The organism is Sphaerotilus microaerophilus (genome assembly GCF_023734135.1).
GTDB classification, from domain to species: domain Bacteria; phylum Pseudomonadota; class Gammaproteobacteria; order Burkholderiales; family Burkholderiaceae_C; genus Sphaerotilus; species Sphaerotilus microaerophilus.
Window position 1 is genome coordinate 1,680,113 of the sequence record NZ_AP025730.1, and the last position, 19,239, is coordinate 1,699,351.

Annotated in this window: 14 protein-coding genes, 1 tRNA gene and 1 pseudogene; all 16 read right to left on the minus strand. The window is 72.9% G+C overall.

Going from position 1 to position 19,239, the window contains the following annotated elements:
• Positions 1-337: 337 nt before the first annotated feature.
• A pseudogene (locus NGK70_RS07455) lies at positions 338-1,432 on the minus strand (toprim domain-containing protein); the annotation flags it as partial.
• A 9-nt stretch (positions 1,433-1,441) separates the two neighbouring features.
• Positions 1,442-1,996: a hypothetical protein gene (locus tag NGK70_RS07460; protein ID WP_251972625.1), complete on the minus strand. Its 555-nt coding sequence runs from the start codon at positions 1,994-1,996 to the stop codon at positions 1,442-1,444.
• A gap of 91 nt (positions 1,997-2,087) precedes the next feature.
• On the minus strand, positions 2,088-2,450 hold the full coding sequence (locus tag NGK70_RS07465; protein ID WP_251972626.1) for a hypothetical protein: 363 nt from the start codon (positions 2,448-2,450) through the stop codon (positions 2,088-2,090).
• A complete protein-coding gene (locus tag NGK70_RS07470; RefSeq protein WP_251972627.1) occupies positions 2,447-2,716 on the minus strand; it encodes a hypothetical protein in 270 nt (89 codons plus the stop codon). Before NGK70_RS07470 ends, NGK70_RS07465 begins: the two co-directional genes overlap by 4 nt.
• Positions 2,713-3,381 (minus strand): JAB domain-containing protein, encoded by a 669-nt coding sequence (locus NGK70_RS07475; protein ID WP_251972628.1) that lies wholly within the window; start codon positions 3,379-3,381, stop codon positions 2,713-2,715. Before NGK70_RS07475 ends, NGK70_RS07470 begins: the two co-directional genes overlap by 4 nt.
• 2 nt (positions 3,382-3,383) lie before the next feature.
• Positions 3,384-3,710, minus strand: a complete 327-nt coding sequence (locus NGK70_RS07480) for a hypothetical protein (RefSeq protein WP_251972629.1) — start codon at positions 3,708-3,710, stop codon at positions 3,384-3,386.
• Positions 3,707-4,000 carry a hypothetical protein gene (locus NGK70_RS07485; RefSeq protein WP_251972630.1) on the minus strand — a complete coding sequence of 98 codons (294 nt, stop codon included), beginning with the start codon at positions 3,998-4,000 and terminating at the stop codon, positions 3,707-3,709. The genes NGK70_RS07480 and NGK70_RS07485 overlap by 4 nt, the downstream gene beginning before the upstream one ends.
• Positions 4,001-4,305: 305 nt before the next feature.
• Positions 4,306-4,746, minus strand: a complete 441-nt coding sequence (locus NGK70_RS07490; protein WP_251972631.1) for a hypothetical protein — start codon at positions 4,744-4,746, stop codon at positions 4,306-4,308.
• Positions 4,743-5,087, minus strand: a complete 345-nt coding sequence (locus NGK70_RS07495) for a helix-turn-helix transcriptional regulator (RefSeq protein ID WP_251972632.1) — start codon at positions 5,085-5,087, stop codon at positions 4,743-4,745. The genes NGK70_RS07490 and NGK70_RS07495 overlap by 4 nt, the downstream gene beginning before the upstream one ends.
• Positions 5,088-7,146: 2,059 nt before the next feature.
• Positions 7,147-8,751 (minus strand): hypothetical protein, encoded by a 1,605-nt coding sequence (locus NGK70_RS07500; RefSeq protein ID WP_251972633.1) that lies wholly within the window; start codon positions 8,749-8,751, stop codon positions 7,147-7,149.
• Between the two features lie 1,074 nt (positions 8,752-9,825).
• On the minus strand, positions 9,826-10,161 hold the full coding sequence (locus NGK70_RS07505; RefSeq protein ID WP_251972634.1) for a hypothetical protein: 336 nt from the start codon (positions 10,159-10,161) through the stop codon (positions 9,826-9,828).
• A 2-nt stretch (positions 10,162-10,163) separates the two neighbouring features.
• Positions 10,164-10,748, minus strand: a complete 585-nt coding sequence (locus NGK70_RS07510; protein WP_251972635.1) for a hypothetical protein — start codon at positions 10,746-10,748, stop codon at positions 10,164-10,166.
• A 105-nt stretch (positions 10,749-10,853) separates the two neighbouring features.
• The gene (locus NGK70_RS07515) at positions 10,854-11,738 is read right to left on the minus strand and encodes a hypothetical protein (RefSeq protein ID WP_251972636.1); all 885 of its coding nucleotides are present in this window, start codon (positions 11,736-11,738) and stop codon (positions 10,854-10,856) included.
• A gap of 1,111 nt (positions 11,739-12,849) precedes the next feature.
• Positions 12,850-14,142, minus strand: a complete 1,293-nt coding sequence (locus NGK70_RS07520; protein WP_251972637.1) for a tyrosine-type recombinase/integrase — start codon at positions 14,140-14,142, stop codon at positions 12,850-12,852.
• A 184-nt stretch (positions 14,143-14,326) separates the two neighbouring features.
• Positions 14,327-14,401: transfer RNA gene (locus tag NGK70_RS07525), tRNA-Arg, on the minus strand.
• A gap of 168 nt (positions 14,402-14,569) precedes the next feature.
• Positions 14,570-19,141 (minus strand): translocation/assembly module TamB domain-containing protein, encoded by a 4,572-nt coding sequence (locus NGK70_RS07530; RefSeq protein WP_251972638.1) that lies wholly within the window; start codon positions 19,139-19,141, stop codon positions 14,570-14,572.
• Between the last annotated feature and the right edge of the window lie 98 nt (positions 19,142-19,239).

Genomic DNA, 19,239 nt, shown 5'->3' on the forward strand with positions numbered 1-19,239 from the left:
CCGGGGTCGCCGGGGTCGCCATCGTCAGGCGAGCGGGCGCGGTTCGATTTGCGGCCCTTGGAGCGCTTGCCCGCAGGGGCTGGTGCGTCAGGGTCAGCCGGGGCGGATCGTCGCCCAGCGGGCCGGCGCTCGCGTCGGTGGGGGCGTTGCTGTCGGCCGGCCCGGTGTCGTTGGCGTGGTCGTTGGCGTGGTCGGTCCGCTCGGTGCCGTTGTCATGGCCGGCCAGCTCGCCGGCCTCGTCACCGGCCACCAGGTCGGCACCCGCTGCGCTCGGTGCCCCGGCCAGCAGGGCCAGTGCCGCGGCCTGCACCTGGGCGCGCACCGCGTCGGCGCCGGCATGGGCGTGCAGGTCGTTGAAGTCCGTCCCGCCCTCGGGTAGGCCGTCAGGCAGCACCAGGCCGGCACGCCCGCCCGCGGCCTGCACCGCCCGAGCCGCGGCGGCGCCCTTCACCCGGCCGGGGTTGGTGCCGGTGCGGGCCTCGGTGGCGCGGTCATCGTCGCCACACACCAGCAGCAGGGCACCCGGGTGCAGGCCCTGCAGCGCCAGGGCGCAGGGCTTGAGGTTGCCGGCGTCGAAGCACACCGCCACCGGCCAGCCGGTGGCCTCGTGCAGGCTGGCCCCGGTGGCGTAGCCCTCGGCCAGCAGCAGCACGGACGGGGGTGCGGTGCAGGCGTCTGCACCCTGGGTGCTGGCGTCCGCGGGGGCTGCTGGCGCACCGGCCGGGCCGCCCAGCTCGCCGATCAGGTGCCACAGCCCGGACTTGCGCCCGCCGGGCAGGTAGCGCTTTTCTGGCGGCTGTTCCGGCTGCTGTCCCGGCTGGTCTCCCACGGGCTTCACCGGGGCGATGCGCTGCACGTTCTGCAGCTCGCCGGCCGCGTTGCGCATGGGCACCAGCAAAGTCCCATCGGGCAGAAAGCGCACCCCGTGCGGCTGCACGCCCTTGCGGTTCAGGTAGGGGCTCGATCCCGCCTCGCTGGCGTCGGCCCACAGCTCCCGCGCCCAGCGGGCGGCATCGTCGGCGCGACGCCGGTACTCCGCTTCTTCGGCCAGGCGCTTGCGCTCGCGTTCGGCCGCAGCAGCGGCCAGGGCCGCCGGGTCGGGCGCGGGCGCGTCGCCGTCCACATCCGGGAAGCGGAAGCCGTGGTCCTTGGCGATGCCGAACAGCGTTCCCACCTTGACCCGCCCGGGCTTGCGTGCGCTCTTCCACGTGTCGCGGTCTTCCACCGCGTCCGCGTTGCTGCGCTGCGCCGCCCAGCTCAGCCAGGCATCGGCGCCGGCATCGCCCACGCCGTCCCACACCGCAAAGGCCAGCCGCACCCGGTCATCGTGGGTCACGTCCGGCGGGATGAAGCTCAGGGCGTCGCGCACCAGGTCGAGGGTGATCGGGCGCGACGGGGCTGCGGCGCGGGGCCGGCGGGGGCGAGTTGACATGGGGTCGCTTCAGGGGTTGCTACGGCCCGCCGCAGCACGAAGGGCGTGGGTGTCCAGCCACAACGGCCGACCCGGCAGGGAAACCGCCAGCAGTTCGGATCGGTCTTCCGTCATGACGCGCACCACGCCGGGCCACTCGAAGGTGGCCAGCACGGTGGACACCGCGGGCGCCAGGCCCAGGTGCAGAGGGCGCGACGCGATGTGCCGGGTGCACTCCACCGACAAGGCCTTGTGAGCCTTGCGGAGCAGTGCCGACCGTATCGATGGGGTGTAGGGGTCGTCTGGGTCGGCCTGCAGGTCGACTGCAAGCACGTCAGGCTGGCCCGGTTCAGATGCCACCACCAGGTCATGCAGGCTGCAGCCGTGGATGTGGTGTATCAGCACCGTGCCGGGGTAGCTGAACTCGGCCTGATAGGCCTGCACCATGCCACCACCCGGCGTGCCATAGGGGGCCGGGTGGCGGAACTTCACCGGGTTGAAGGGAGGACGCGCCTCGAAGGCCTTGCCCAGCTCCGCATGTGCCAGGCGCAACAGGGACCGCGCGGGGGCTTCTGCCGTGCTCATGGCTTACCTGCGCCACGCGTGCCCGCAACGGGCAGTGCCATGGCCAGCTCTCGCACATCGGTGGCCAGGTCGGCAGGGGGCTGCAATGGTGTCACCTGCGGCCCCCGTTGTTGGCTTCGCGGTATTCGCTCATCCGTTCAATGGTCAGGTCGGCAGCGTCTCTCAATGCGTCACAGATCCCGATGCACATCCGCAGCAAGTTGCCGCGATCAGGCGCAGTGAAGAACGGCGCAAAGGGGGCGCCGTGCTCATCCAACACTTCGCGGTCCAGCTCCTCGCGCTCCAACATCGCCAGCACGACGCCCAGCCCGCCGACCAAGTTGCGCGAGGTCTCGACCGATCGATTCAGCATCGCGGCGGGCATCAGCTCACCGGCGGCTTCATCCGCCACCCAGCTGAATGCCCTGAACTGCACCCGATCGGCATCGGTGCTCTTGTTCTCGGTGGTGGTCATGGTTCGTTCCTTTCGTAGGTGGTGGCGCACTCGCTGGCGCTCAGCAGCTGCGCGGCCAGGCTGCGGGCCTGCGCTGGGTCGAGATGGGCCGTGAAGGTCATCCCGTCGTGTGTGGTGGTCAGGCTCACCCGCCCCTTCACCTGCGTGGCTTTGACCTGCAGGGCCGCCCCCAGGTCGGCCGGGCGCGAGGCGGTGGCGGTGTCGCAGGTGCTGGCGCGGGTGGTGGGCGCTGCGTCATTGGCGCGCTGGCGGCGGCCCGGCTTCACAGCAGCCCCCTTTCAGCGAAGGACACGGACCCGGCGGCGCCGACCACAAAGTGATCGAACACCCGCACATCCACCACGGCCAGGGCCGTTTTCAGGCTTTGCGTCAGGAACTCATCCGACCGGGACGGTTCGGGCGTGCCGGACGGGTGGTTGTGGAACAGCACCACGGCCGCGGCATGCAGTTCAAGCGCTTCCCGCACCACTTCACGCGGGTAGACCGAGGTCTGTGACAGGGAGCCGCGGAACAAGACCCGGCAATCAATCAGCTGGTGCTGGGCGTCCAGAAACAGGGCACCGAACACCTCGAATGGCAGGCTCCCGAACTGCAAGCGCAGGTAGTCGCGGGCATCCCGGGTGCTGATCATTGCGGGGCCGCGGTGGACTTGACCTTCCAGCCAGGCCAGCGCCTCAGCCACACACGGCGGGCGTTCGCTTTCCGGGCCGGTCAAGACGATGCACGCACCCGCCGCGGCCGACTTGGCAGCGCTCGTCAACGGCAGGTAGGTGCTCGGTTGACGCAGCCGCGTCACCTTGGCGGGGTACCGACCACGGCGTGACGGTTGAACCACTGGCGCTGCGGCAGCGCCAGGCAGCGGGAACACGGGTGCCGACCATGCAGCAGCTTCACCAGCACCCGCGGTGCCGGTCTTCTTGATGGTGGCCACGGTCAGGCCTCCTGCGGTTCGGTAGGTGTTGCGGCCTGCGGCGTGCAGTCGGCGTGCGGCACCCAGGCGCCACCAGGGCCAGCCCACAGGCCGTGCTGAAGCAGCGTCTTCCAGTGGTGATCGCCGGGCTGGTGGGCATGCAGCTCGGGCGCGGCAGCGGCCAGCCAGCGGCGGACGATCTCGGAGCCCACGGCCCCCGCCAGCTGGCCGGCTTCGCGGTCGCCGTGCGGTGCCGGGTTCGCCTGGCCGATGTGCCAGAGCGCGGCCAGGTGGCTATCGGTGACGCTGGACAGGCCGGCGGGGTCGATGTCGAAGGTGACGCGGATCATGCTGAACCTCCCGCCGTGGCTTCGGCGGCGTCAGCCGCCGCGCTCAGGGCCTGCGCCAGGTGGCGCGCCTGCATCGGCGTCAGCGAGCCGCGCAGCAGCAGATCCGCGGCGCCCAGCTCGAAGGACACGCCCCGGGCCAGGCCGGCACGGCGCGTGCTGTACACGCAGGCCAGCTGGCCACCGAGGTTGAAGGCGCCATGGTTGCGGCGCGTGCGGGAATGCGGGCGGCCTTCAGCCGTGCCCACTGCGGGGAGTGCGGGCGTGCGAATGCCCAGGGTCGAACCAGCCATGTCGGAGGCTCCTTTGCTACGGTCTACAACCGCCACCCCCCACGCCAATAGGGGGCGGCGGCCCGAAGCAGGGTTGGCGTACCGGAGCAAAGGAACCGGCGTGCCCGAAGGCACCCCCGCCCGGGCCGCCATTGAACGGGAGCCTGAGCGCTGCGCGCAAAGAAAAAGCCGCTCTTGAGGCGGCCGCGCGCCTTTGCTTTCCGGGACGCCAATCCCGCCGGCTTGCGCCGGTAGCCACTGCATGTGCAGAGGTTGCACACAGTGTAGCCCCGTGCGCGCGGGTGCTGTCAAGCCCTTCGGTCGCGTCATTGCAGCCGCCCCGCGCCCAGCACATGGAGGAATGCCGCCTCAACCGACCCGGCCGGCACGCCCAAGCGGGCGGCAGCGCGCGCCAGATCAGCCGCAGCGGGCAACCGACCACGCCGCGGGAGCGCGGTCAATAGGGCGGCGCCAGTCACGCCCACCAAGTCGGCCACCCGCTGCAGCAGGCTGCGCAAGGCGGCATCAGTGGCCCACCGCTGCGCCCGGCGGCGGAAGCTGGCAGACAGGCCCATGCGGCGCCCGCAGGGCTTGCAGGCGGCCATACCGAAGCCAACAGCCGAACGCACCGCCAGCGGCGCGGCCTCGTTGCTGTCCCGGCCACAGACACAGCAACGGAAGGAACCCGGCCGGCCCCATTCGGCCAGGGCCGCGGCTTGCTGGTCCTCGCTCAGGTGTGCCGGCGGGTCGTCGGTGCGGCGGTTCACGCCCGCGTCCCTTGACCGGCCAGCAAGTCGGCGCCGGCATCGGATCGGGCAATCACCTTGGCGATGTAGGCGTCGATCCGGGATTCCGGCCAGGCCACGCAGCGCGCAGAGATGAGCACCGGCCGCAACAGGGGCTCTTCCTTCGCCAGGGCGTAGATCTTCGATTTTCGGAACCCGACGCGCGCCTCCACCTGATCGATGCGCAGCAAGGTTTCAGAGCGCTTGACCCGGGCCAGTTGGTCGGGCGGCAGGTCAACCCGGGCAGGGGCGAGTGATTCAGCGGCGCCCAGCCCGTGCGTGATCGGGCGGATTTGAGCGGTGGGCGGGTGTGTCGTTTCCATCGTGGCATCCGTGGCGGTGTTTGGACAGCAACGCGATCATCACGAGGTCGGAACGAGTTTTGAAGGGTTCCTGTTCTTGAGGTCGGAGAATCAGAAACGGTTGTTTGCGGTCAGCAGTGCGTGGGATCCATTTCGGATACCACCTTGCAAACCAAGGCGGCGCCGCACGCCAGGCGAACGTCTGTCTTCAGCCTTAACGACTCACATTCGGCTAGTTTTTCCATGAACACGGGGAACCATGATTCCTTGCTTCTCGGCGGCAGGGCTCCCGTGATGGCGTAATGTGCATGCGCTACAAACCAAATGAGCCGCTTTGCCCTGGTCACGCTCACTTTGTTTCCCTGGCTCACGAAACCGTCAAACCTCCCGGCACACAGGCCTGCGACTTGGTGAAGGTCGTCAACGGTGTCCCAGGCGACATCCAAACGCGACCGTGCACCGCGCCTGACTACCAGCCGACCACGGGGAGCCGCACGACAACGGTCACTGAGCAAGACAGCGGGCGCCGTGGCGTGGACCAGCTCCTGATACGTGCATTCGACCGCATCCGCTGCGGACTCTGACAGGGCAGCAAGTGCCTTCAGGAGGTCCTGCGCCTTTTTCACCACATCTTGAAGTGCGTCCCGAGCAACGCCAGGCGAAGAGTCATCATCGAACAAGAGGACGTTGTTTACAGCGCTGTTGCAGGCAGCCACAAACCGTTCGACTTGCTCCGGCGGCCATTTGGAGCGAGGCCTGTGCCGAAGAATTCCGATCAACTCCGCGCGTAGTGCAGGCGATATCGAGACTGCGTCCGGGTCATGCCAACCGGCAGCCCGTTCACTCTTCCATGGCTTCTTCATGCACACCCCTCGGCTGTGCCCCCTGCAATGAATGCCGCGCCGGCCGGGCAAGGATTCCCGGTGTTCGCCCGGCCAAATGCTAGGCGCAGCGGTGGCATTTTCCGTCAACGTGCACACAGGTTCGCCGACGTGCGAAAGGTAGGCGGCCAGCCTGGACGATCCGGTGGCAGGTGGCTGGCCCGGCCGGTCGGGGCAATCCGGTGACGGGTGGCCGGCCGGTGTCGGCCTGGCAGCAGTGCCCGGCGGCGAGGTCGGTGTCGACCAGGCCGAAGCGGTCACGCGGGTGGCAGTGCTGGCAGGCCAGCGGGCTGCAACGGCGTGCACCAGGGGCAGCAGCTCGCCGGCAGGCGGCAGGTGGCCGGCTAGTGTCGGCCTGGCAGCGGTGCCCGGCGGCGCGGGCGGCGTCGACCGGGCCGAAGCGGGCGCGCGGGTGGTGGTGCTGGCCGGCCGGCGGGCTGCTGCGGTGTGCACCAGGGGCAGCAGCTCGCCGGCAGGTCGGGCGAGCCCGGCCGGTGCGGTGGCGTTGACCAGGTCGGAGCGGTCACGCGGGTGGCGGTGCTGGCAGGCCAGCGGGCTGCAGCGGTGGGCACCAGGCGCAGCAGCTCGCCGGCAGGGGCGGCAGGCCCGGCCGGCCGGGGCGATCCGTTGACGGGTGGCCGGTCGGTGTCGGCCTGGCAGCAGTGCCGGCCGGTGCGGTGGCGTCGACCAAGTCGAAGCGGGCGCGCGGGTGGCGATGCTGGCCGGCCAGCGGGCTGCTGCGGTGTGCACCAGGGGCAGCAGCTCGCCGGCAGGGGCGGCAAGCCCGGGCGGCCTGGGCGATCCGGCGGCAGGTGGCCGGCTGGTGGCGCCGGTGCGATGGCGTCGACCAGGTCGAAGCGGGCGCGCGGGTGGCGATGCTGGCCGGCCAGCAGGCTGCAGCGGCGTGCACCAGGCGCAGCAGTTCGCCGGCAGGGGCGGCAAGCCCGGGCGGTCGGGGCGATCCGATGGCGGGTGGCCGGCTGGTGGCGCCGGTGCGATGGCGTCGACCAGGTCGAAGCGGGCGCGCGGGTGGCGATGCTGGCCGGCCGGCAGGCTGCAGCGGTGGGCACCAGATGCAGCAGCTCGCCGACAGGGGCGGCAGGCCCGGCCGGCCGGGTAATCCGGTGGCAGGTGGCCGGCTGGTGTCGGCCTGGCAGCGATGCCGGGCGGCGCGGGTGACGTCGACCAGGTCGGAGCGGTCACCCGGGTGGCGATGCTGGCCGGCCTGCGGGCTGCAGCGGCGGGCACCAGGTGCAGCAGCTCGCCGGCTGGGGCAGCAGGCCCGGCCGGTCGGGGCGATCCGGCGGCAGGCGGTCGGCTGGTGTCGGCTTGGCGGTAGTGCCCGGCGGTGCGGGCGGCGTCGACCAGGCCGAAGCGGGCGCGCGGGTGGCGATGCTGGCCGGCCGGCAGGCTGCAGCGGCGTGCACCAGGGGCAGCAGCTCGCCGGCAAGCGGCAGGCACGCCCGCCCGGGGCGATCCGTTGACGGGTGGCCGGCCGGTGCCGGCTTGGCAGCGGTGCCCGGCGGCGCGGTCGGCGTCGACCAGACCGAAGCGGGCGCGCGGGTGGCGATGCTGGCCGGCCAGTGGGCTGCAGCGGCGGGCACCAGGTGCAGCAGCTCGCCGGCTGGGTCAGCAGGCCCGGCCGGTCGGGGCGATCCGGTGACAGGTGGCCGGTCGGTGTCGGCCTGGCAGCAGTGCCCGGCGACGAGGTCGGTGTCGACCAGGCCGAAGCGGTCACGCGGGTGGCAGTGCTGGCAGGCCAGCGGGCTGCAATGGCGTTCACCAGGGGCAGCAGCTCGCCGGCAGGCGGCAGGTGGCCGGCTAGTGTCGGCCTGGCAGCGGCGCCCGGCGGTGCGGGTGGCCGGCTGGTGTCGGCCTGGCAGCGGCGCCCGGCGGTGCGGGTAGCTTCGACCAGGCCGAAGCGGGCGCACGGGTGGCGATGCTGGCCGGCCTGCGGGCTGCAGCGGTGGGCACCAGGTGCAGCAGCTCGCCGGCTGGGTCAGCAGGCCCGGCCGGTCGGGGCGATCCGGTGACAGGTGGCCGGTCGGTGTCGGCCTGGCAGCAGTGCCCGGCGACGAGGTCGGTGTCGACCAGGCCGAAGCGGTCACGCGGGTGGCAGTGCTGGCAGGCCAGCGGGCTGCAACGGCGTGCACCAGGGGCAGCAGCTCGCCGGCAGGCGGCAGGTGGCCGGCTAGTGTCGGCCTGGCAGCGGTGCCCGGCGGCGCGGGCGGCGTCGACCGGGCCGAAGCGGGCGCACGGGTGGCGATGCTGGCCGGCCTGCGGGCTGCAGCGGCGGGCACCAGGTGCAGCAGCTCGCCGGCTGGGGCAGCAGGCCCGGCCGGTCGGGGCGATCCGGCGACGGGTGGCCGGCTGGTGTCGGCCTGGCAGCGGCGCCCGGCGGTGCGGGTAGCTTCGACCAGGCCGAAGCGGTCACGCGGTTGCGATGCTGGCCAGCCAGTGGGCTGCAGCGGCGTGCACCAGGTGCAGCAGCTCGCCGACAGGGGCGGCAGGCCCGGCCGGTCGGGGCGATCCGGTGACAGGTGGCCGGTCGGTGTCGGCCTGGCAGCAGTGCCCGGCGACGAGGTCGGTGTCGACCAGGCCGAAGCGGTCACGCGGGTGGCAGTGCTGGCAGGCCAGCGGGCTGCAACGGCGTGCACCAGGGGCAGCAGCTCGCCGGCAGGCGGCAGGTGGCCGGCTAGTGTCGGCCTGGCAGCGGTGCCCGGCGGTGCGGGTAGCTTCGACCAGGCCGAAGCGGGCGCACGGGTGGCGATGCTGGCCGGCCTGCGGGCTGCAACGGCGTGCACCAGGGGCAGCAGCTCGCCGGCAAGGGCGGCAGGCCCGGCCGGTCGGGGCGATCCGGTGACGGGTGGCCGGCCGGTGTCGGTCCGGCAGCAGTGCCCGGCGGTGCGGCGGCGTCGACCAGGTCGAAGCGGTCACGCGGGTGGCAGTGCTGGCAGGCCAGCGGGCTGCAACGGCGTGCACCAGGGGCAGCAGCTCGCCGGCAGGCGGCAGGTGGCCGGCTAGTGTCGGCCTGGCAGCGGTGCCCGGCGGTGCGGGTAGCTTCGACCAGGCCGAAGCGGGCGCACGGGTGGCGATGCTGGCCGGCCTGCGGGCTGCAACGGCGTGCACCAGGGGCAGCAGCTCGCCGGCAAGGGCGGCAGGCCCGGCCGGTCGGGGCGATCCGGTGACGGGTGGCCGGCCGGTGTCGGTCCGGCAGCAGTGCCCGGCGGTGCGGCGGCGTCGACCAGGTCGAAGCGGTCACGCGGTTGCGATGCTGGCCAGCCAGTGGGCTGCAGCGGCGTGCACCAGGTGCAGCAGTTCGCCGGCAGGGGCGGCAGGCCCGGCCGGTCGGGGTGATCCGGCGGCAGGTGGCCGGCTGGTGTCGGCCGGCGGTTGTGCCCGGCGGTGCGGGTGGCGTCGACCAGGTCGGAGCGGTCACGCGGGTGGCGGTGCTGGCAGGCCAGCGGGCTGCAACGGTGGGCACCAGGTGCAGCAGCTCGCCGGCTGGGGCAGCAGGCCCGGCCGGTCGGGGCGATCCGGCGGCAGGCGGTCGGCTGGTGTCGGCTTGGCGGTAGTGCCCGGCGGTGCGGGCGGCGTCGACCAGGCCGAAGCGGGCGCGCGGGTGGCGATGCTGGCCGGCCGGCAGGCTGCAGCGGCGTGCACCAGGGGCAGCAGCTCGCCGGCAGGGGCGGCAGGCCCGGCCGGTCGGGGCGATCCGGTGACGGGTGGCCGGCCGGTGTCGGTCCGGCAGCAGTGCCCGGCGGTGCGGCGGCGTCGACCAGGTCGAAGCGGTCACGCGGTTGCGATGCTGGCCAGCCAGTGGGCTGCAGCGGCGTGCACCAGGTGCAGCAGCTCGCCCGCCAGCGCTGCCCGGCGGTTCAGGGAAACTTGTCGACTCTGTCGTGTTCGTCAACGTTGCGCAGGTAAGCGATGCCGTCTTCCAGCGTGAAGCTGGCTTTGTAGGAGTCATTGGACGTCACGTGGATAGTCCACGGGTTCACATGGACCCCTGGCCTCGTTGACGACGGGACGCTGTGGTTCTTCAGCTGGTGCAGGTGCAGTTTGCTGGGGGATTGGTCAAGATCCAGGAAGAGCAGGCTTCTGATGGATGCCTGGATCTCGCGCTGCAACTGGGCGTCTTTCACGCCTTTGAGGGCGCGCACGAACGCGGCGGATGTCGCGACGATGCCGCGTACTACTCGCTCGCCGGCCATGCTCAGGCCAGCAGCCTGACCAGTTGGGCGTCCAGCTCGGCTGGGGTGGATGCGGCCATGGCGCTGCCGGCTCTTGCCGCATCGATGGCGCAGACGTTGGCGTCGTGAGCGCGGATGGCGCTCGCGAAGTCGCGAGCCTCAGACTTCAGGGCCTGCGATGCCTGAGCGACTTGGCGCAATGCGTCGCGCACCGCGCCGCGGGAGCGTCCATCGGCTTTGGTGAGTTGCTCGGCCGCATTGGTTGCTTCGCGTGCCAAGTTGGCCAGCATCGCTTCGAGCCGATCCAGCTCGGTGCGCAAAGCGTCTTGCGGGTCAATCTGGATGGGCTGAGGGTTGTCCTGCAACTCGGCCACCGCACCCTTGAACCAGATGGCAGAACGCTGCATGCGCGTGGCGCGCTCGGAGAGCCCATTGGCCAGCCAAGAGGTGAGTGGCGCCACAGAAACCCTGGCCGCAACAAGCAGCCATGATGTCTTGACGGTACGGTGGTCCACAGCGGTGGCTTGGTCACGCGCCATGCCTGCCAGGTCCATCATCGATACCGCCATTCCCATGTTCGCCCTCTTGCGCGTGCTGCGCCGCACCATCAACGGCTGCAATGTAGCTTGAATCTTCGTCCCTGCAGGTGACGTGAATATGGGGGAAGGTACCTAGATCAATGGATGGGCAGGAACCCGCACCAGTGCTGCCGCCTACTGGCGACGGTTGGTCAGGAATACCGAAGCGAGCGCAACGACGATGCCGAGCACAGCGACTGCGACACGCACTGGGGGCACCAGCTCGCCGGCAGGCGGCAAGCCCGGTCGGGGCGATCCGGCAGCAGGTGGCCGGCTGGTGTCGGCCTGGCAGCGGTGCCCGGCGGTGCGGGTGGCGTCGACCAGGTCGAAACGGGCGCGCGGGTAAGCGGTGCTGGCAGGCCAGCGGGCCGCAACGGCGTGCACCAGGGGCAGAAGCTCGCCGGCAAGCGCTGCAGGCCCGGCCGGCCGGGGCGATCCGGTGGCAGGTGGTCGGCCGGTGCGGGTGGCGTCGCCCAGGCCGAAGCAGTCACGCGGGTGGCAGTGCTGGCCAGGCGGCAGGCTGCAGCGGCGTGCACCAGTGGCAGCAGCTCGCCGGCAGGGGCGGCAAGCCCGGCCGGCCGGGGCGATCCGGTGGCGGGTGCCGGCCGGTGTCGGACTGCCAGCGGGGCGGGGCGGTGGCGTGGACCAGGCCGAAGCAGTCACGCGGGTGGCGGTGCTGGCAGGCCAGCGGGCTGCAACGGCGTGCACCAGGGGCAGCAGCTCGCCGGCAGGCGGCAGGCCCGGCCGGTCGGGGTGATCCGGCGGCAGGTGGCCGGCTGGTGTCGGCCGGCGGTTGTGCCCGGCGGTGCGGGTGGCGTCGACCAGGTCGGAGCGGTCACGCGGGTGGCGGTGCTGGCAGGCCAGCGGGCTGCAACGGTGGGCACCAGGTGCAGCAGCTCGCCGGCTGGGGCAGCAGGCCCGGCCGGTCGGGGCGATCCGGCGACGGGTGGCCGGCTGGTGTCGGCCTGGCAGCGGCGCCCGGCGGTGCGGGTAGCTTCGACCAGGCCGAAGCGGGCGCACGGGTGGCGATGCTGGCCGGCCTGCGGGCTGCAGCGGTGGGCACCAGGGGCAGCAGCTCGCCGGCAGGCCGGGCGATTGCGGGCGCATCTTGGACTTGCCTTTCCTCGCCCGCACACATTGCAGACGCCTGCACTCCGCCGGAAGGGCGGCCAGGCGGGGCACATCTTCGCAGCCAGTTTCCGGGGTTTTCCGCTGATGCATCAGCACCAGGGAAGCAAGGCCACGTCACATCGGGCGGAGTCACGCGGCACCGGCACGGCAGGGGGCAAGGGCTTGGACCCCCTCCCCCCCAAAAACCTGCGCGCGCAGAAATCTGGGGAACCGGCCGGTCCTCCCCATGGGCAGCCCAGAGATTCAGACCCCCCTCCCCGGGTGTCCCGTGTCCCTCAAGTTCCCGCCCTGAGGAAGGCATGGGACACGAGGCGCGAATGTCCCCGTATTGCCAGACCCCAGGGAGGACCCACGGGCCACGGCCCGATGCTGGCAGCCCGGCTGCCGCATCGCCCACCAGGCAGGGCAGTGCAGGGGCGGCGGTGGTCGGCCGGCTCTTGCTGGCGGCGCCGACAGACTGGCAAGGGCCGGCAGGGGGGTCAGATGTGACTGAGGTTGAACACTTCATCTTCTCCTTCTCTTGCCCCCGTTGCCCCCGTTTTGCCCCCGTCCCTGCCCCCGTCCCCCTGATCGGCCGCAAAGCCGCGCCGTTGCTGGGTTCGTGGCCGATTCGAGGCCACTTGCCCCCGTGCCCCCGTCGGGTCGTGCACGCCGGCCAAATCTGCGCGCCACTTCCGGCGCTGCAGCAGACCACCAGGTGAGCGCCACCCGTGCGGCCCGTCTTCCCTTCTGGTGCCCCTGACAGCCCACCGCCGGCCACAGGCGCGCGAAGACAGAACCCCCGCGCCCCCTCCCTGGGCCGGGCCGTAGATCCGCCCATGGCGGCCCGCTGCTGCCTGCGTCGCGTGCCGAAGCCCTGCCTGCATGCAGGGCACACAAGCCAGATGGACAACGCCCGGCACAGGGCCGGGCGGGTGTGGGTGCTGGGTGGCTGTGGGGCGCCTGGCTGACGTTGCAGCAGGGCACCAGGAAGCGGGCGGCAGGGTCGCGCGTGGCCAGCTCAGGCAGTGCGCAGGGGCAGCACCTGGGCGCCGCCGCTGCGCATGGCGTCGACGCGATTGCCCCACCAGTCCAGCAGAGCCCGGCGTTCGGGCAGGTACTCCGCCCGGTTGTAGGCGCCGCGCACGCCGTCGCGCTCTTCATGGGCCAGTTGGCGTTCGATCACGTCGGCGCGGTGTCCGGCCTCGTTGGCGCTGGTGCTGAACAGCGTCCGCATGCCGTGGGCAGTGGCCTCGCCCTTGTAGCCCATGCGGGCCAGGGCGCTGTTCAGGGTGTTGGCGCTGATCGGCTTGGACGGATAGAAGGGGCTCGGGAAGACCAGCGGACCCGAGCCGGTCAAGGGCCGCAGTTCGGCCAGCACGGCCAGCGCCTGGCGCGACAGCGGCACCAGGTGTTCGGTCTTCATCTTCATTCGCTCGCCAGGGATGCGCCACAGGCCGGCCGCTTCGTCGAACTCCACCCAGCGGGCGCCGCGCAGCTCGCCGGGGCGGACGGCGGTCAGCACCAGGAAGAGCAGGGCGCATCGCATCAGCGGGTCGCGCCCGTAGCCGGCCAGCTGGCGCAGGAAGGCGGGCGCATCCTGGGCAGACAGCGCCGGCCGGTGCTGGGTGGCTCGGGGCCGCAGGATCTCGGCGGGCTTCAGGGGATAGGTGGGATCGGTGGTCAGGTGCTCGTGAGCCACCGCGTACCGGAACAGGGAGCGCAGGCGCTGGAAAACCCGGCTGGCCATCTCGGCAGCGCCTGCGGCTTCGATGCGCTGCACGCACTCGCGCACCTGGCCGGGCGTCACCTCGCCAATGGGTACCCGGCCGATGTGGGGGAAGACGTGGCGTTCAAAGGAGGCTTCGATCTTCTCCCGGGTGCCCTTGGTCCAGGCCCCTGCGCGGTGGTCCAGCCAGTCGCCGGCCAGGGCCTGCAGGCTGCCAGCCGGCGGCAGCTGGGCAGCCTCGCGGCGTTGCGCCTCGCGTTCGTCGGCACGCTCGCGGGCAGCCTCGGTCCGTGCGTCCTTGCGGACCTCGCTGGGGTCGGTGCCTGCCGCCACCAGGGCGCGGGCGTCGGTGGCCTTCTGCCGGGCCAGCGCCAGGCCGGTAGCAGGGTAGGTGCCCAGGCTCAGGGTCTTGCGCCGGCCGTGGATGCTGAAGTCGAACCGCCAGGCATGTGACCCGCCCTTGACCAGTGGCAGCAGGTAGAGCCCGGCCCCGTCGCTGATCCGCCCGGCCGGTTTCTGGCCGGTGGTGATCGCCTTGAGCATGGCGCGCAAGGCCGTGTCGCTGTTGATGAGATTGAAGGCCACCGCCGGGCTCCTGCAGTAACTCGCCGGACCGATGCAGTAACCCGGCTCTGGTTACTGCGGAAGTTACTGCACCCGGGCGCGGCTGTCAGCGGATTTCAGCGGAAGTCCACGGAAGCAAAAAGCCCGCCTTCAGAGTGAAGAAGCGGGCTTCGTGGACTTCGGCGGACCCCGGCGGAAGCATCGATGGTCCCCTCGACAGGAATCGAACCTGTATCTGCCGCTTAGGAGGCGGCCGTTCTATCCATTGAACTACGAGGAGTCGTCCGGCGCACGGAGCGGGCCGAAGAGAAAGGCCACTGCAGGTGCCGCCCCGGGAGTGGAGGGCGGTTCGAACGGAACCGACTGCAGGGCCTCGGGGGGCACATTGTAGGCCCCCTGGCTGCGGGGTTGGCGGGGTGCAGCGGGCCGGCAACGGGGCCCTGGCGGTTCAGCGTTGGGGCTTTGTCGCGGACGGCGAAGCAGCCGGGGCCTGGGCCGGTGCCGGGCCGGCCGAGGTGGCGGCGCCCGGGATGGGCAGGGGCAGCATGCCGGGGGTGCCCCATTTCCAGGTCCAGATCAGGTCCAGGGCGTTCTCGGTGCCAGTCTGTGCGCGGAAGGTGAAGCGCTGGGCAGCGCGGTAGATCAGCTGCCAGGAGCCGCTGGCGGCGTTCAGGCCACGTTCGTAGCCGAGGTACCAGCGGCGGCTGAGCTGCTTGCCCAGCGAGACCACGGTTTCGCGGGTGTCGCCGTCCTCCTTGCGCACCGAGAGCTGGTCCAGGCCGATGCGCTCGATCAGCGAGGGGCTGTCGTCCTCCCCGGTGATGAGGGCGAAGGCGGCGCGCTGCAGCAGCGACAGGTCGGTGCGGCCCAGGCCGTCCGAAGCGCGGCCGAGCAGGAGGTAGGAGAGCTTGTCGGTCTCGGTCAGCTCGGGCTCGCTGAACAGGCGGATGCGCGGGCTCTGCGCCGTGCCGGTGATGGCCACGCCCACGCGCAGGTCCTCCAGGTCGGGCTTGGTGGCCTCGATGTCCAGACGAGGGTTGTCCGCCGCGCCGCCGAACAGGATGATGCCGCGGTCGATGCTCAGCTTCTGGCCGTAGGCGGTGTAGCTGCCTTCCTCGGCCTGGACGTCGCCGTGGATGGCGAGCTTGTTGGCCGGGGTGGTCAGGCGCAGCTCGCCGGTCAGCCGGGTGGCCAGGCCGCGCCCGGCCAGGTGGAGCTGCTGGCCCAGGCCGACGCGCAGGTCCAGGACGGTGCTGCGCTGTGGACCGCGGGCGGCGGTGGCTGGGCGCTCGGTGGTGGCGGCGTCGCTGCCGTGGCGCTCCACGCTGACGTCATCGGCCAGTGAAGGGGCGTCGCGCTGGGTGAAGTCGAAGCGGCCCTCGTCGATGACCAGGCGGCCCTTCAGTGCGGTGCTGCGGGCGTCGACCGTCAGCTCGGCCTGGCCGCTGGCGACGATGCGCCGGTCCACCCGCTGCTGGGCGGCGAAGCGGCTGGCCTCGATCTGGGCCACCAGCCGGGGGTTGGCGCCGAACTGAATCTGGCCCGTGGCAGCCAGCCGCCCGGCGCCGGCCTGCACGCTGAACTGCTCGATGCGGGCGGTGTCGCCAGCCAGTGCGATGCGCACGGCCGCGTCACGCCAGTCCACGCCCTGCAGCAGGTTGCGCACGGCGAGGCGCTGGCCGACCAGCTCGCCGCTGAACTCGGGGGCGCCGACGCGGCCGGCCACCGCCGCATGGGTGTCGAGCTGGCCGCTCAGGCGCCAGCCGGCCGGCAGCCAGCGGCCCCAGTGGCCGAGCTGCGCGATGCGCAGGTCGATGCGGCCGCTCAGGGGGGCGCCCGCAGGCGGCCAGAAGGCACCGGGCGGCGCCTGCACGGACTGCTCGCCGTCGAGGCGCCCGAGGTTGCCGCCGGCCACCTGCTGGGTCAGGCGCCACTGGCCGTCGCGCGCGCTGATGGCCAGCCGCAGGTCGTCCAGGCCCAGGCGCTGCGGGCCGGCCGGGTTGTCCGGATCCTGCACCAGCAGGTCGCCCTGCAGCCGCCCGATCTCGGCATGGGCGTTGAAGTGCTGGGGCGTGGCCTGCACCTCGATGCGCCCGCCCATCCGCAGGTCGCCCCCCCAGCCGAAGCCGGGTTGGGCTCGCGCCAGCAGCGGCGCGATGGCCAGCGGCTCCAGCTCGGCGCGCAGCTGCAGGCTGCGCTGGGGCGCTGCCGCTGCGGCGGCTGCCCCGGGGGTGGCGCTGCCCGGTTCATCGCGCCAGGTCAATTCGTCCAGCCGCAGGCGGGCGTCGGCCAGGGTGGCCTGCGTGCGGCCCACCTGCACGCTGCTGCCCTCGGGGCCGTGGCTGAGGCGCAGGGGGGTGGTGGCCAGGCTGATCAGCGTGGCCAGGGTGGGTGGGGCTGCCTGTGGGAGTGCCTGTGGCGACTGGCCCGCCGGTGGTGCCTGGCCTGTCTGCACCGACGGCACCGACGGCGTGCCGTTCCCGCCCGGCGCCAGCAGCTCCTGCAGGCTGGCCTGGGACAGCTCACCCTGCCAGGCAAAGCGTGCCGCCGACAGGTCCAGCCGCAGGTCACCGGCCCCCTGCGCCTGGACGGTGAAGCGCCGCGGGGGAGCCGCAGGCGTGGTCTCGGTCGCGGCCTCCCCGGCGCGTTCGAAGTCGGCCGAGGCCTGCATCCGGTGGGCCGAGTTGCGGCCTTCGATGCGCAGCTGCAGGGCCTGGAGCAGCGGTTCGGCGCCGCCGAGCCGGCGGGCCTGGATGTCCACGTCGATGGGATCGTTGCCGTCGCTGCCGGCCTGCCAGCGGGCCTGCACCCCCGCGACCTGCCACTGCGGTGGCGTGGCCGGCGGGGCGGGGCCTGCCGTGGCCGTCGTCTGCTGCCAGCCGCGCAGGGGCTGCTCGCTGCCCGCCTGCAGCTGGCCCCGGCTGCGCAGGCGCGGCCAGCGCCCGTCCAGCTCCAGCTGCCCCTGCGTGTCGCCTGCGAGTGCGAGGGGGTGGGTCGGGTCGATCAGCCGCCACCAGGGCGCCAGGGCCTGCAGGGCGGGGCTGGACCAGTTCAGCCGCCAGCGGTCCTGGCCGTGGTTGGGGTCGAGGTCAGCGTGCAGTCGCAGCTCGGTGGCCTGTGGCGCGTTCCCGGCATGGAGCTGCAGGTCGGCCAGCAGGTGGGGCACCGGACCGAGCGCGACGTCGCTCTGCGAGCTGCGCAGCTGCAGCTCGCCTTGCATGGGCACGCCGGCCAGCATGCTGGGATCTAGGTGCAATTGCGCCTCGCCGCGCAAGGCGGCCAGGCGGGTCAGGCCGGTGGCCGGTGCGGCGCTGCGGCGGTCGGGCAGCTGCAGGTCGATGCGGGCCTGCCCGTCGAGCCGGTGCGGACCACGGCGCAGCGGGTGGTCGCCCGGCCCGGGCCACCAGACCAGCGGGTCGAAGGCGTGCAGGCCGCTGTGCAGCTGCAGGCGCCAGCTGGCCGCATCGCGGCGCAGTTGCCCGGTGGCTTCCAGGTGCGCGGTGCCGGATTCGGCCCGCAGCTGCTTGAGCTCGACGTGCTGGGCATCGCCCAGCAGCTCCACGCGCAGCCGCACGGCGGGCAGGCCGGCACCGATGAGGTGGCCGGTCAGGTCGGTGCGCAGGTCCAGCCGGGCACCGTCCGGGGCGAGCTGGTGCAGCGTACCGCTGGCCGCAGCGGCCTCTCCAGCCGCGGTCGTCGGGGCCGGGGAGGGTGCCCCCAGCGGCCAGGCCAGTTCCAGGGCCAGCGGTCCACCCAGGTGCAGGGCCGGCGCGGCCTGGTGCAGCTGGGCGGGTTGCAGGGCGGTCAGCCGGGCGGTCAGCCCGAGGTCAAGCCGCCGCGCGGCGCCACTGCCGACCAGCGCCCAGTGGCCCTCGGCGTCGATCTGCCCGGTGTCCCGTCGGGCACCTTGGCGAGCGTCCGGTGGCGCGGCGGCGAGCTGCAGCCGCAACCTCTCGATGCGCCCCTGGTCGATCGAGCTGAGCTGGCCGCGCGCCTCCAGCTCGATGCGACGCAGCGGCAGCTCGCCAGCGTCGAGGCGGCCGGGGCGCTGGTTGTCCAGCGCGACTTGCAGGCCCAGCGGGTTGGCCGCGCGGCCAGGGCTGTCGGCGCTCAGGCGGGCGTCGATCTGCCCCGTCAGCGCGGTGCGCGGCAGGCCGGTGGCCAGGGGCGCCAGGTCGAGCCCGGCCAGCCGGGCCTGCAGGTGGGCCAGCGGCTGGCGTGCCACGGGTTCCACCTCGGCGTCGGCCTGCAGGGACTGGCCCCGCGCCGCCAGCTCGGCGTGGATCTGCAGCCGGGCCAGCGGGCCGTGCCCGGTGAGCCGGGCGGACCAGTCGGCTGGCGCTTGGGTTGGGGCGCTGGCGCTGCCTTCGGGCGCTGGCGGTGAAACTGGCGGCGCGGGCCGGAGCCGCAGCGCGGCGTCGAGGGCCAGGGGCGCGGCAGCGCCGAGCGTGGCCTCTCCCTCCGCCAGCACGCGGTCCCAGCGCGCCTGCAGGCCCTCCAGGCGGTGCAGCGCGGCCGGGCCGGCACCCAGTTGCAGCCGGCCGGCCAGGCCGCGCACCGGGCGGGCGCGGATGGCGTCGAAGAGCACTTCGTCGACGCGCACCTCGTCGAGATCCACCTGCAGCGGCAGGATGAGGTGGGTGGGCAGGACGACCGGGTTGGGGTCGTCCGATGGCCCCTGCAGGTCCACCCGCCGGGCCTGCAGCCGCGCCACCTGCAACCGGGCCGGGCCGGGGCCGGACAGGCTCAGCTGCAGGCCCTGCCAGGCCAGCGCGTCGATGACCAGCTCGCGGCGGCTGCCCAGCCGCCAGCGCAGCTGCTGCACGGCGAAGTCACCCAGCAGCCGGCCTTGCACGCCCTGCGCCTGCAGCCCGGGCAGCAGGGCCAGCAGCGCACGCGCACCGGCGGTCGTTCCGAGCGCCCAGGCCAGCGAGGCCGCCACCAGCAGTGCGAGCAGCAGCGCCAGCAGCGTGGCGATCGCGCCGCGCCAGAGCAGGCTGCGGCGCTGGCGATGCGGCACTGGCGCCGGGGTCGGGGCCGGGGTCGGGGCCGGGGGCGCAGCGAGGCCGGGCGAGGGATCGGGCCGGGGCGGAGGCAAGGGCGGAGGCAAGGGAGAGG